Source organism: Corynebacterium sp. CQ3829_602738 (genome assembly GCF_054478435.1).
Map to the genome: position 1 here is coordinate 2033119 of NZ_CM137003.1, position 12386 is coordinate 2045504.

The window sequence follows — 12386 nt, forward strand, 5'->3', positions numbered from 1 at the left end:
CATGAGCACCGTATTCAGCAAGATCATCGCAGGCGACATCCCGGGCAGGATCGTGTACCAGGACGACACCGTCGCCGCCTTCCTCACCATCGAGCCGGTCGCCTACGGCCACACGCTGGTTGTGCCGGTGGAGGAGATCGACAAGTGGACCGACATCCCGGCGGACCTGTGGGCGCACATGAACGAGGTCGCCCAGAAAATCGGCAAGGTGATCGTGGAGAAGTTCAACGCGGAGCGCGCCGGCTACCTCATCGCCGGCTTCGAGGTGCCGCACGCACACATCCACGTCTTCCCCGCCAACGACATGTCGGGCTACACGCTGTCGACCGCGATGCGTCACGACGAGACCGACGCAGAGAAGATGGACGCCGCCGCGGAAACCATCCGAGAAGCCCTTAAAGCGCAGGAAGCGAAATAGTAAACGTCGAGCCCTCGCCCGGCGCAGTGACCACCTTCACCGTGCCGTCGTGCGCCTCGATGAGGGACTTGGTGATGGCCAGGCCCAGCCCGGAGCCGCCGGTGGCGCGGTTGCGGGAACTGTCGGCGCGGTAGAAGCGCTCGAAGATGTGCTCCGCGTCCTTGGCCTCCATGCCGCAGCCGTTGTCGGCGACGTCGATGACGACGCGGTCGAGGTTCTTGCGGATGGTCACGGTGACCTCCGCGTCCGGGCCCGCGTGCTTGTAGGCGTTGGTGATCAGGTTCACCAGCACCTGGTGCAGCCGGTCCGGGTCGCCGTTGACCTGCGCGATGTCCGGGGTGTCCGTGATGACCTCCACGGAGCGGTCCGGGAACGCGGCGTCGACGGTGCTCTTTGCGGACAGCACCCACTCCAGCACGTCCATCGGTTTCTTCTCTAGGCGCGCGCCTTCGGCGCGGGTGAGCGCCAGCAGGTCCTCCACCAGCAGCTGCATGCGGGCGGACTCTTCGTCGATCTTTCCCAGAACCATGTCCGGGTCGTTCGCCATGCCTTTGCGGTACAGCTCGGTGTACCCTCGCACGCTGGTCAGAGGTGTGCGCAGCTCGTGCGAGGCATCCCCGACAAAGCGGCGCATCTGTTCCTCTTGGGTGCGGGCGTTATCCAGGGAGTCCTGCAGCTTGGACACCATCGTGTTCATGGCGTAGGACAGACTGCCCACTTCCGTTTCGCGCGGCCAGGCGGGCACACGGCTGTCCGTCTCGCCGTTCGCAATCGCCAACGCCGTGTTCTCCACGATCTTCAGCGGCGCCAGCGCACGGGCCACCATGTAGTTCGCGGCCACGCCGATGCCGAACAGCGCCAAAACACCAACCCCGGCTTCCACCCAGGCGAGCGCACGTAGCATCTTCGCCTCGGTTTCCAGCGACTTGGCCACGTACTGCACAGTGCCGTCGGACTGCTGGTGCGCCATCGCCCGCCACTTCACGCCTTGGGCCTTGTCACTCACGGACGGGATGGTGGTTGGGTGGTCCAGACGCTCTACCTGCGAGTAGTCCGGCGGGTTCAACGATCCTCTGCGCGGCACGAGTTGGTCGTGGCCGGGGTACAACGTTGCCTGGTTGAACTCGCTGGGCAGGCTCAGGATATTGAACTGCCAGGCGGGGGTTTGCTGCGCCCACGTTGCCATGCCTTCGCGCAGCTGGTCGTCTGCGCGGTCGAACAGGAAGTGGCGCATGACAAAGTAGATCAGCACCGAGCTCAGCGCGATGCCGATCGTGGCTGCCGCCATCACCACCGACACAAGCTGTCGCTTGAGCGGCTTTTTCGACGGCGCCGTCAACACCGAATACGGCATGGCACTACTGGCGCGGGGTGCGCAGCACGTAGCCGACGCCGCGGACGGTGTGGATCAGCTGCACGTCGCCGGTGTCGACCTTGCGGCGCAGATACGAGATGTAGGACTCGACCACGTTGCCGTCGCCGCCGAAGTCGTAGTGCCACACGTTGTCCAGGATCTTCGCCTTGGACACCACGACCTCAGCGTTGAGCATGAGGTAGCGCAGCAGGTTGAACTCGGTGGGCGACAGTTCCACGATCTCGCCGGCCTTGGTCACCTCGTGGGTGTCGTCGTTGAGCGTCAGGTCCGCGTAACGCAGGGTGGTGTCTTCGTTGGCGTCCTCGCTGACGTTGCCGCGGCGCAGGATCACGCGCAGGCGGGTGATCACCTCTTCGAGGGAGAACGGCTTGGTCACGTAGTCGTCCGCGCCGATGGTCAGGCCGTGGATGCGGTCTTCCACCGCGTCCTTGGCGGTGAGGAAGAGCACCGGCGCGTCCAAGCCTTCGGCGCGCAGCTTGCTCAGCAGCTCGAAGCCGTCCATCTCCGGCATCATCACGTCGAGGATGTAGGCGTCCGGTTTCCAGGAATGCGCGAGTTCGATGGCTGCGGCACCGGAGTTTGCGGTCTCCACCTCGAACCCTTGGAACTTCAGGGAAACAGTTAACAGCTCCACGATGTTCGGTTCGTCGTCGACGACGAGCACCTTCAGGTTCTGCGAGTTGTCTGCCATGTCAATCACTTTCCGTTTCGTTGCCATTTCAGCGGCAATTTCTGCGTTGCCAACAAGATAGAGCGATTAAACCGCACAAGTCTGCACGTTTCCTGTACGTCCACTGAATGGCTCTCGCGGACTTCCCCCGAAATGGCTCCCCGACAACAAGCCCCACAAAAAGAATTGGAGCTGGAGACGGGACTTGAACCCGCAACCTACGGTTTACAAGACCGTTGCGCTACCAATTGCGCCACTCCAGCAGTGCAGCAAAATCTTACACACGCCCCGCACCTGCGACACAACCGGCCAACCGATAGTGTGAGCGTGTGGCAGAAGGTAACTCATTGTGGGACAGGATCTCCGGCTCGCGGCAGCGCGTGGCAACGATTGACGAGGCCCGCACGTCCCCGCCGCCGTCCGTCCTCGCGCCCATTAACCTGGCAGATCCCGCCGAGGTCGCGGCGGTGATGAACATTGCGGCGCGCATCGGGGAGATCCTCATTGCGAACGCGACGACGTCTGCGGATGCGGCGAAGCAGATCCATACGGTGTGTTCCTCGTACGGCTTGCACTACGTGCATGTGTCGATCACGGTGAACACGATCACGCTCAACACGATCATCGGCGTGGATCAGCGCACCCCGGTGAACGTCTTCCGCGTGGTCACGATGATCAGCGAGAACTACCACAAGCTGCAGGAAGTGGACCGCCTGATCCGCTCGATCCGTTCCGGCGCGACCCCGCCGGAGATGGCCGAACGCATCCTCAACGACATCGACACCTCCCCGATCCCCCACCGCAACACCCGCAACCTCGCTGGCTGGACGGTGATGGGGTTCTTCGTGGCCATGCTGTTGGGCGGCGACCTACTAATGATGGCCGTCGGCGGCCTGACGGCGTTCCTCATCATGGGCTTCAACAAGCTGCTCTCGCGCGGCGGCCTGCCCGCGTTTTTCCACAACGTCATCGGCGGCTTCCTCGCCACCGTCCCCGCGGCGATCACGTACGACTTCTCCGCGTCGATCGGACACACAATTGTGCCCAGCCAGCTCATCGCGACGGGCATCATCGTGCTACTCGCGGGTCTGACGCTTGTGCAATCGCTTCTCGACGGCGTCACCGGCTCGCCCTTAAACGCCTCCGCCCGCTTCTTCTCGGCCATGCTGAACACCGGCGGCATCGTGGCTGGCGTGGCCAGCGGCGTGGCGGTCTCGGAGATGGTAGGCATGCCGCTGCCGCCGATCGAGCTTCTACCCGGCAGCGCCGCGTACTCGAACGCCCTGCTCACCGTGGTTGGCGGCGGGATGGCCGCGGCGGCGTTTGCGGTGTGCTGTTTCGCGGAGCGCGCGGCGATCATTTTGTCGTTTGTCACCGCCGCGCTCGGCTCCGCCTGCTACTACATCCTGCTCACTCCGTTGGGCCTGGGCAGGCTGTCGGCCACCGCGGCATGTGCGATCGTGGTGGGTCTCGTCGGCGGCCTGATTTCCCGCCGGTTCTTGATCAACCCGGTGATCACGGCCGTGGCGGGTGTGACACCGTTCCTGCCCGGCTCGTGGATCTACCGCGGCATGTACGCGTTGATGAACGAACAGATGCTGCTGGGCATGATGAACTTGTTCACCGCCATCGGCACCTGCATGGCTTTGGCCGCGGGTGTGGTGTTCGGTGAGTGGGTCGCCCGCCGCATCCGCCGGCCGCAGCTGTATGTGCCGTACCAAGCGTTCAAACGCGCTGGCCGCTTCACGTTCGAGCAGCTGCTCAGGGTGCGGCGACGCAGATAAGTTCATCGCGTAGGATGAAAACCCTTGACGCCTGATGCTAGGAGGAGACCGTAGTGCCACCCAAGATCACTGATTCGCGCCCTACCGCCGAGGCGATGCACGCTGTTGAGGAGCAGACGGCTTCGGGTGCCCGTCGGATCGTGGCAACCTACGCCGAAGATTTCCTGGACGGCGTAACGCTGATGTCCATGCTGGGGGTTGCCCCGAAGGGCTTCGTGTACAAGCGGTACGTCGAGGAGCTGGAACAGGAGGCTGAGGAGGAGGCACCGAAGAAGGCCACCAAGAAGAAGGCGACTAAAAAGAAGGCCACCAAGAAAAAGTCGACCAAGAAGAAGGCTACGAAGAAGAAGACCACCAAGAAGGCCACCAAGAAGTCGACGAAGAAGACTGCCAAGAAGGCCTAAATGGGGGACAACGAGTTCGTCGTCGTGGCGAACCGCCTGCCGGTGGACAAAGTGGGAGACCACTACGAAGTCTCCCCGGGTGGCCTTGTCGCTGCCCTCGCCCCGGTCTTGCGCGCCCGCGAGGGCTGCTGGGTGGGGTGGCCCGGCAACATCGGCGAAACGCTCGAGCCGTTCGAGTTCGGCGGCATTTCCCTTCTGCCTGTCACCCTGGACCAGGATGATTTCGAGGGCTTCTACGAGGGCTTTTCCAACTCTGCGCTGTGGCCGCTTTACCACGACCTGATTGTCCAGCCGGAGTACAACCAGGCCTGGTGGGACAGCTACGTCGAGGTCAACCGCAAGTTCGCGGAGGCGACCGCGAAGGCCGCCGCCAAAGATGCCACGGTGTGGGTGCAGGACTACCAGCTCCAGCTCGTGCCGGGGATGCTCAAGGCGCTCCGCCCGGACGTGACCATCGGTTTCTTCCTGCACATCCCCTTCCCCGCCCCGGCGTTGTTCCAGCAGCTGCCGTGGCGCGACGAGATCCTCGAGGGGCTGAAGGGCTGCGACCTGATCGGTTTCCAGCGCCATACCGACGAGGACAACTTCCGCCTGCTCACCGACGACATCCGCACCGGCACATTCCCTATCTCCATCGATTCGGGGGAGATCGCAACCGCGACACAGCACCAGGTCAAAGCGTTACGCGACGCCGTCGGCAGCCCGAAGCACGTGCTGCTCGGCGTGGACCGCCTGGACTACACGAAGGGGATCCTGCAGCGCCTGCTGGCCATCGAGTCACTGTTGGAGGAGGGCAAGCTCGACGACATCGCGTTTATCCAGATCGCGACCCCGTCGCGCGAGCGCATCGAGCATTACCGCACCACCCGCAAGCAGGTCGAGGAGGCCATCGGGCGCATCAACGGCCGCTTCGGCGAGGTGGGCCGTCCGGTCGTGCATTATGTGCACCGCAGCGTCCCGAAGGAGCAGCTGGGCACCTTTTACGCGGCCGCGGACATCATGCTGGTCACCCCGTTCAAGGACGGCATGAATCTGGTGGCGAAGGAGTATGTGGCGGCCCACCCGGACGCGGACGGCGCGTTGGTGCTCTCCGAGTTCGCGGGCGCCGCCGTGGAACTCAACCAGGCGTATTTGTGCAACCCGTTTGACCTGGAATCCATCAAGGAGGCGATCCTCGCGGCCACCGACCCGGATCCGGCGCGCATGCGCCACATGCATGACTGGGTGATGGAGCACGATGTGGCCGCGTGGGCGAAATCTTTCCTGGAGGAGCTGTGAAGCGCGCTCTAACAATCCTGCCGCTATTCGCCCTGGCAGCCTGCGCGCCGGCACCGACGTGGCAAGTTGTCTCGCTGCGCACCAGCGAGGACCAGCCCGCCACTGAGGCCTCGGTGGCGCGCGTGCGTATCGACGACCAAAGGTTCACCGGCACCACCGGCTGCTCTGACGTGTCCGGCTCGTTCGAGGGCGAAGACACCATCACGCTGACCGACCTCAAACTCAGCGACCCGGGCGATTGCTCCGGCTGGGCCCGCCACACTCACGACCAGCTCACACAACTGCTCACCGAAGGCACATCCTTCCAGGTCTCCCACCCCGCCGACTTCGAGATGATCCTCGTCGCAGAATCCGGCGAAACGATAAGGCTGATGCGATGAGGCTCCTCGTCTGCCTGGATTTCGACGGCACCCTCGCCGAGCTCAACCCGGACCCGTACGCGGTCCGCATCCACCCACAATCAGAGGCCGCCATCCGCCGCCTCGCAGCCATCCGCGACACCGAGGTGGCCATCCTCACCGGCCGGCACATTGAGGGCATCAAGCAGGTCCTTCCGGCGGACCTCCCAGTAACAATCATCGGCTCCCACGGCGCGGAGCCGGGGCCACAACTCGAAGACCAAGACCGCGCCTACCTCGACCACATCGAGCAACGGCTCAACGCCCTCGCCACCGACGGCGCCTACGTGGAGGTCAAGCCGTACCAGCGCGTCCTCCACGTGGCGAAGGTACAAAACCCAACCGCAGCCAAAGCCATCCTCGCCGCGGCGAACGCCATCGACACGCAAGGCCGGCCGAAAACCCAGGGCCACAACGTGGTGGAGTTTTCCGCGGTGGAGATCACGAAGGGCACCTGGCTCAACGCCTACAAGCAGGCATTTGACCGCACCATTTTCGCCGGCGACGACGACACGGACGAGCACGCGATGGCGGTGCTCGAGGAACACGACCTCGGCATCAAAGTTGGAACAAAGCCATCGCGGGCCACCCGCCGAGTCCCAAATGTCGACGCCATGGCACAATTGCTCACCCAACTCGCCGACGAAAGGGAAGCATGGAGCGCCACGCGCTAGTCCACCAGGGCCACGAGCGCCGCTGGATTGAAATCCCGGGGAACGCCGACGCCCTCCTTCTGGTTCTCCACGGCTCGCTGCAGTCCGGCAACGTGCTGCGCAACTTCACGGACCGCACCTTCGAGGGCCTCGGCCCCACTGTGGTCTACCCGGACGGCATCAAGCACCACTTCAACGACCTGCGCGCGGGCTTCAGCGAGGATGCGCGCCGCATGCGCATCGACGACGTCGGCTTCCTCACGAAACTCGTCGATCACTACAGCGCCGACACGGTGATCGGCTGCGGTTTTTCCAACGGTGGGCAAATGATTATGCGTCTGCTTTACGACGCCCCAGGGCTGCTCACCGGCGCCGCCACCTTCGGTGCGTCGATGCCAACCGAGGACAACACCCTGACCACCGCCGACAACTACCAGCCGACGAAGCTTCTGGCCGTCCAGGGCACAGAAGACAAGCTCGTGCCTTACGACGGCGGCGTGGCCGGCATCGGCGGCAACAACCGAGGACCCACAAGATCCGCCCTCGATTCCGCCGAGTTCTTTGCGGACTTAAACGCCTGCACCGGCCACGTAACGTCGACAAGCGAAAAGCTCCGCGTCGACGATTGGACCGGCGAGCACCCGGTGCGCCTCGTCTCCCTCGAAGGCGCTGGGCACATGGTGCCAGTAGACAAGGACCTCGACCCGCGCCTGGGCCACAACCCGAAGTCCCCTACCGGCGGGGAGCTTATCCGCGAGTTCTTCTTTGCCTAGCGAACTCGCTTAGCACCACGCCCGCCGCGACGGAGGCGTTGAGGGATTCCACCCAGTCCTCCATGGGCACGGACATGATCACGTCGCAGTTCTCGCGCACCAGGCGCGAAATCCCCTTGCCTTCGGAGCCGACGACGATGACCACGTTGTCGGTGGCCTGGTCGAAGGTGTCCAGGGTGTGCTCGCCGCCCGCGTCGAGGCCGACGACGGTGTAGCCGTTGTCCTGGAACTGCTTGACGGTGCGGGTCACGTTGGTCACGCGCGCCACGGGCAGGCGCGCCGCGGTGCCTGCGGAGGTCCTCCACGCCACGCCGGTGACCTGCGCCGAGCGGCGCTCCGGGATGATCACGCCATTGCCCCCAAAGGCCGCGGTCGAGCGAATCACGGCGCCAAGGTTGCGCGGATCCGTGATGTTGTCCAGCACCACGAACATGCCGGGTCCGTCCACGGACTCGAGCAGATCGTCAAAGTCCGCGTACTTGTACGGCTGGATCTTCAGGCCGATGCCCTGGTGCATGCCGTTGCCGGTCATCGCGTCGAGCTGCTGGCGCGGCACCTCGTGCACCGGGATGCCCTTGGAGTTGGCCATCCCGACGGCCTCGCTCAGCCGCTCGTCGTGGCCGGTGCCTGCCACCACGTACAGCGCCTCCGCCGGCACCTTCGCCTTCAGGCATTCCACCACCGGGTTGCGGCCGACCACCATGTCGGCGACCTCGCGGTCGTGGCGTCCCTGCGCGCGGCGCTGGCGGTCCAGCTTGCGCTTGTGCGCGGCGTGGTAGACGCGGTCCTCCGCCTTCGGGGTCGCACCCTTGCCGCGCAGCCCGCGGCGGCGCTGTCCGCCGGAGCCCTTCGTGGGGCCCTTCTTGTTCTTCTTTTGCTTGTCGGGCCGCTCGTACGGTTTCGCCATGATCTACTCCTTCACCTGCCACTGCGGCCCGTCGGCCGTGTCGGTCACCTCGATGCCGGCCGCGGCCAGCCGGTCGCGCACCTCGTCGGCAGTCGCCCAGTCCTTCTCCGCGCGGGCGACCGCGCGCCGCTCCAGCTCGGCGCGCACCAGCACATCGAGCGCGTTGCTATTGCTTGTCGACGAAGGCCACGCCCCCGGATCCACACCCAACACCACCGCCATCGCACGCACCTGGGCTGCGATAGGCGCTGGATCTTTCGCCTTGTTCCCCTCGCGCACCATGTTGTGGATCTCGGCGAGCGCCTTGGGCACCGAGAAGTCGTCGTTGAGTGCCTCGGCGAACCCGTCGGTCCAGGTTGTGGGCTCGGGCATGCCGGCGCGTTTGACGAATTCCTCGATGCGCCGGTAGCCGGCCGCCGCCTCCTGCAGCGCCTCCGGCGAGTACTCGAGCACGCTGCGGTAGTGCGCGGAGCCCAGGTAGTAGCGCAGCTCCACCGGGCGAACCTGCTCGAGCATCGCGTCGATGGACAGCACGTTGCCCAAGCTCTTCGACATCTTCTCGCCCGCCATGGTCACCCAGTGGTTGTGCATCCAGAAGCGGGCAAACCCATCGCCGGCCGCATGCGACTGCGCCTGCTCGTTTTCGTGGTGCGGGAACTGCAGGTCCAGCCCGCCGCCGTGGATGTCGAACTCGGAGCCGAGGTACCAGGTGGACATCGCGGAGCACTCGAGGTGCCAGCCGGGGCGGCCCGGCCCCCACGGGGTGGGCCAGCTCGGCTCGCCCGGTTTGGCGGCCTTCCACAGGGCGAAGTCCGGGTCGTCGCCTGTCATGTCCTCCAGCTTGTTGCCGGAGATCGAGCCGTAGTCTCCGCCGGCTTTCACCCAGGCGTTCACGTCGAAGTAGACGGAGCCTTCGCGGGTGTAGGCGAAGCCTGCGTCGATAAGCCGCTGCATGTAGTCGACCATCTGGGTGACGTGCCCGGTCGCGCGCGGCTCCACGGACGGCGGTAGCACCCCGAGGGTGTCGTACGCGCGGGTGAACTCGCGCTCATACGTGGAGACCCACTCCCACCAGGGGCGGTCGTGTTCGCGCGCCTTGGTCAGGATTTTGTCGTCGATGTCCGTGACGTTGCGCGCAAACGCGACATCGTAGTCGTTGGCCAAAAACCAGCGGCGGACGATGTCGAACGCGACACCCGAGCGCAGGTGCCCGATGTGCGGTTTGGCCTGCGGGGTGGCGCCGCACAGGTAAATCGAGACGTGGCCGGGCCTAATCGGCTCGAAGTCGCGCAGTGTGCGGGTCTTGGTGTCGAAAATGCGTTGCTTCACAACACCGCAGTCTACAGAGACGACTCGTCCACCTTGAGCTCCGAGTAGCGCGCCTCCGGAACGCTGAACTCGTACGGCTTACCCACCGGCTCCCAGACCTGGTCCGCGCTGCACTTCACGTCCTGCGCGTCGCCGTCGAGCATGGTGAAGCCCCACACCAGCCGTCCCTGCTTTCCGGCATCGAGGGTGTACGGGCCGACCACCTGGTTCAGCGACCAGGTGGCCTGGTGCACGTAGTTCCAGCCGTACGCGCGGGAGACGTTCTTCACCAGGTCACCCTTCGGTGTGAAGGTGCCGGAAACCTCCAGGGTCTGCACACGCTTCTGCTTCACGGTCTGCTCCACCGGCACCGGGCCTTCGGTGTCGTTGCCCACGCTCGCGGCGTCGGTCTGCTTGAACCAGCGGCGGGTGGCGTCGACGTAGGTGTCGGTCATGCCCGGGGTGGCGCAGTAGCTACCCGGGGCGAGGTCCTCGTTCCAGCGCTGCGGGAGCTCGAAGTCGTAAGGCTGCGCGTTGGCGGGAGCAGCAAACAGCAACGCTGCCACCAGCGCAGGGATCACCCGCTTCATTTACGCACCCCAGTCAGTGTTCTCGCGGGTGCTCACGCGGACGTGGCGCTCCTTCGGCATCGTCGCGGTGAACGTGTTGCCGGCCGCTTCCCAGGTGCCGTTTGCACCGCACACGGTCTCCTGGCCCTTGAAGTCGGAGACGATCCAGCCGGCCTGCAGCACGGCGGTCTTGCCTGGGGCGATGTTGTACGGGCCGACCTTTTCGCCGACCTCGTAGGACTGCTCGTCGGTGTAGCTGGTGGAGAAGGTGAACTGGATCAGCTTGGCCACGTCGAAGCTCAACCCCGCGGTGACGTTCCAGGTCTTGGTCTTGGTCTCGGTGATCGAGCGGGTCACGGGCAGCGGCTCGTCGTTGTAGTTGGCCACGGTCCAGGTGCCGGCAGAGCCGTCGAAGTAGCTGCGGACGACCTCCACGGTCTGGCCGCGGTCGCCCGGGTTGGCGCACTTGTCGCCGATGGTGGTCGGGTTCGTCTCGTCGTAGGTGCGCTGCGGCAGGGCGTTCGCGGCCGGGGCGAGAGCGATAACAGCGGCGGTGGTGAGCAGAGCGATGGTGCGTTTCATGTTTGTTCCTTAGAGGTAGGTTTGGGTGGGTACGGGGAGGTTGCGGTACTCGTCCGGGGTGACGTCGATGACCTGCTTGGTTCCGTCCTTGCTGGTCACGGTGGCTTCCGCCCAGAAACCGGACGGCGCCGCCGACTGCGGGTGCGTCACCACGCGGGAGTACTTGCCGTCGCGGCCGGCGGAGATTTCGCTGTAGTTGATGCGCGTCATCGTGGTGCCGTACTCGACGCGGACGCGGTCGCCCGGCTTCAGGTCGATGGGTTTCAGCGGGGTGTTCACCGGCATGTAGGCGCGCTTGACCGCCCCGACGGAGCTGAGCCAGCCTTCCGGCAGCCTGCCATCCTCGCCCATCCAGTTGAGGTACTGGTTGTTCTCCGCGCCGACGACGTAATCCGTCACGGGGCGGAAGGTGTAGTCACCCTTGGACCAGTTGAGGAAGTCCTGCGAGTACCCCGGCTTGCGGAAGGTCGGCGCGACCGCCTCGATGTCGTGCGGGTACCAGGACTTGTCGCCCTCGCGTGCGGGCTCGTTCAGCTGCGGCCACTCTTCGTCGCGGCGGAAGCTCGCATCAGGCTTCACGACGGCGTCCCGTTCCCCCGCCACCTTCTCCAAGCTCGGCCCAGAGGTGGCGGTGTACGTGTCGCCGGCAGGCTTCGAATTCGCGCCTTCAGCACGGGCCGGGATCTCCATGGCCAGGTTGGACACGGAGCCGTCCGCCTTGATGATGTACGCGAAGGCGTAGCGCTCCGCCGGGCCGGTGCCGCGGATGACGTTGGCACCAGGGGCGTTGCGCAGCACGCCGTTGTCGCAGGTGACGAACATGGAGATGAAGTCCTTCTCCAGCACGCCGTAATCCACGCGGAACGACTCACCCGGGCCGAGCTCGATCGGGCCGAAGGTCTCGCCCTCGATCCAGCCGTTGGACTCCTTCAGACCGATATCGGTCTTCGCGGTGGTGTCCCAGCCACTGGGCAGAGCCGCCTTCGAGTTGGCCTCGATCTTGCGGTTTGTGCCCGTCTCCACCGTTGCCGTGTAGGGCACGGTTTGGTCGGTGCGGTTGGTGAACTGGAGGGTGCCGTCCGCGAGGTAGCGGCGGGCAGTCTCGCCGTAGCGCCACTCGGGCGTGACACCGGCGCTGCACTCCGTGTCCAGGTTCTCAATGGGGTACCCCTGCGGCATCGCCGGGACCGCCGCCGCGATGGGGGCGTGGGCCACCGCGACCGTTCCGAGCACCGCAGCGAGCGCTGTACGTATTTTTCGCATGCGG

The 12386-nt window shown here is 65.1% G+C and carries 14 protein-coding genes and 1 tRNA gene; 7 read left to right on the forward strand and 8 right to left on the reverse strand.

Annotation, left to right across the window (positions count from 1 at the left end; all coding sequences use genetic code 11):
- Position 1 precedes the first annotated feature (1 nt).
- Complete coding sequence (locus tag ACX1NL_RS09830) at positions 2-418, forward strand: HIT family protein (protein ID WP_458898043.1); 417 nt, start codon at positions 2-4, stop codon at positions 416-418.
- On the opposite strand, the gene ACX1NL_RS09835 is transcribed toward ACX1NL_RS09830, so the two are convergent.
- The 3 genes from ACX1NL_RS09835 to ACX1NL_RS09845 all read right to left on the reverse strand — a co-directional run bounded on the left by ACX1NL_RS09835 (position 396) and on the right by ACX1NL_RS09845 (position 2726).
- A complete protein-coding gene (locus ACX1NL_RS09835) occupies positions 396-1772 on the reverse strand; it encodes a sensor histidine kinase (protein ID WP_458898044.1) in 1377 nt (458 codons plus the stop codon). The two genes, ACX1NL_RS09830 and ACX1NL_RS09835, sit on opposite strands and share 23 nt — an antisense overlap.
- 4 nt (positions 1773-1776) lie before the next feature.
- Positions 1777-2484 carry a response regulator transcription factor gene (locus ACX1NL_RS09840; RefSeq protein WP_301612940.1) on the reverse strand — a complete coding sequence of 236 codons (708 nt, stop codon included), beginning with the start codon at positions 2482-2484 and terminating at the stop codon, positions 1777-1779.
- Between the two features lie 166 nt (positions 2485-2650).
- Positions 2651-2726, reverse strand: a tRNA-Thr gene (locus ACX1NL_RS09845).
- Between the two features lie 66 nt (positions 2727-2792).
- Between ACX1NL_RS09845 and thrE the strand changes: the two genes are divergently transcribed.
- The 6 genes from thrE to ACX1NL_RS09875 are packed head-to-tail and all read left to right on the forward strand — an operon-like array spanning position 2793 to position 7753.
- Entirely contained in the window at positions 2793-4247 is a 1455-nt protein-coding gene (thrE, locus tag ACX1NL_RS09850; protein ID WP_458898045.1) for a threonine/serine exporter ThrE, read from the forward strand.
- 53 nt (positions 4248-4300) lie between these two features.
- Entirely contained in the window at positions 4301-4651 is a 351-nt protein-coding gene (locus ACX1NL_RS09855) for a hypothetical protein (protein ID WP_458898046.1), read from the forward strand.
- A complete protein-coding gene (locus ACX1NL_RS09860) occupies positions 4652-5929 on the forward strand; it encodes an alpha,alpha-trehalose-phosphate synthase (UDP-forming) (protein ID WP_458898047.1) in 1278 nt (425 codons plus the stop codon).
- Positions 5926-6309: an META domain-containing protein gene (locus ACX1NL_RS09865; protein WP_301612944.1), complete on the forward strand. Its 384-nt coding sequence runs from the start codon at positions 5926-5928 to the stop codon at positions 6307-6309. Before ACX1NL_RS09860 ends, ACX1NL_RS09865 begins: the two co-directional genes overlap by 4 nt.
- Complete coding sequence (locus ACX1NL_RS09870; protein WP_301612945.1) at positions 6306-7001, forward strand: trehalose-phosphatase; 696 nt, start codon at positions 6306-6308, stop codon at positions 6999-7001. Before ACX1NL_RS09865 ends, ACX1NL_RS09870 begins: the two co-directional genes overlap by 4 nt.
- A complete protein-coding gene (locus tag ACX1NL_RS09875; RefSeq protein WP_458898048.1) occupies positions 6983-7753 on the forward strand; it encodes a CE1 family esterase in 771 nt (256 codons plus the stop codon). Before ACX1NL_RS09870 ends, ACX1NL_RS09875 begins: the two co-directional genes overlap by 19 nt.
- On the opposite strand, the gene rlmB is transcribed toward ACX1NL_RS09875, so the two are convergent.
- The 5 genes from rlmB to ACX1NL_RS09900 are packed head-to-tail and all read right to left on the reverse strand — an operon-like array spanning position 7728 to position 12382.
- The gene (gene rlmB, locus ACX1NL_RS09880) at positions 7728-8660 is read right to left on the reverse strand and encodes a 23S rRNA (guanosine(2251)-2'-O)-methyltransferase RlmB (protein ID WP_269951763.1); all 933 of its coding nucleotides are present in this window, start codon (positions 8658-8660) and stop codon (positions 7728-7730) included. The two genes, ACX1NL_RS09875 and rlmB, sit on opposite strands and share 26 nt — an antisense overlap.
- A 3-nt stretch (positions 8661-8663) precedes the next feature.
- Positions 8664-9989, reverse strand: a complete 1326-nt coding sequence (gene cysS / locus ACX1NL_RS09885; protein ID WP_458898049.1) for a cysteine--tRNA ligase — start codon at positions 9987-9989, stop codon at positions 8664-8666.
- 11 nt (positions 9990-10000) lie between these two features.
- Positions 10001-10558: a hypothetical protein gene (locus tag ACX1NL_RS09890; protein ID WP_458898050.1), complete on the reverse strand. Its 558-nt coding sequence runs from the start codon at positions 10556-10558 to the stop codon at positions 10001-10003.
- Positions 10559-11119 (reverse strand): hypothetical protein, encoded by a 561-nt coding sequence (locus ACX1NL_RS09895; RefSeq protein ID WP_458898051.1) that lies wholly within the window; start codon positions 11117-11119, stop codon positions 10559-10561.
- A 9-nt stretch (positions 11120-11128) separates the two neighbouring features.
- Positions 11129-12382 carry a hypothetical protein gene (locus ACX1NL_RS09900; RefSeq protein WP_301612953.1) on the reverse strand — a complete coding sequence of 418 codons (1254 nt, stop codon included), beginning with the start codon at positions 12380-12382 and terminating at the stop codon, positions 11129-11131.
- Positions 12383-12386 lie beyond the last annotated feature (4 nt).

Coding starts and splice junctions, on each gene's coding strand:
- ACX1NL_RS09895 (WP_458898051.1), bottom strand. CDS start 11,119: ATGAAACGCACCATCGCTCTGCTCACCACCGCCGCTGTTATCGCTCTC.
- ACX1NL_RS09875 (WP_458898048.1), top strand. CDS start 6,983: ATGGAGCGCCACGCGCTAGTCCACCAGGGCCACGAGCGCCGCTGGATT.
- rlmB (WP_269951763.1), bottom strand. CDS start 8,660: ATGGCGAAACCGTACGAGCGGCCCGACAAGCAAAAGAAGAACAAGAAG.
- ACX1NL_RS09835 (WP_458898044.1), bottom strand. CDS start 1,772: ATGCCGTATTCGGTGTTGACGGCGCCGTCGAAAAAGCCGCTCAAGCGA.
- ACX1NL_RS09860 (WP_458898047.1), top strand. CDS start 4,652: ATGGGGGACAACGAGTTCGTCGTCGTGGCGAACCGCCTGCCGGTGGAC.
- ACX1NL_RS09870 (WP_301612945.1), top strand. CDS start 6,306: ATGAGGCTCCTCGTCTGCCTGGATTTCGACGGCACCCTCGCCGAGCTC.
- ACX1NL_RS09840 (WP_301612940.1), bottom strand. CDS start 2,484: ATGGCAGACAACTCGCAGAACCTGAAGGTGCTCGTCGTCGACGACGAA.
- ACX1NL_RS09900 (WP_301612953.1), bottom strand. CDS start 12,382: ATGCGAAAAATACGTACAGCGCTCGCTGCGGTGCTCGGAACGGTCGCG.
- ACX1NL_RS09830 (WP_458898043.1), top strand. CDS start 2: ATGAGCACCGTATTCAGCAAGATCATCGCAGGCGACATCCCGGGCAGG.
- ACX1NL_RS09890 (WP_458898050.1), bottom strand. CDS start 10,558: ATGAAGCGGGTGATCCCTGCGCTGGTGGCAGCGTTGCTGTTTGCTGCT.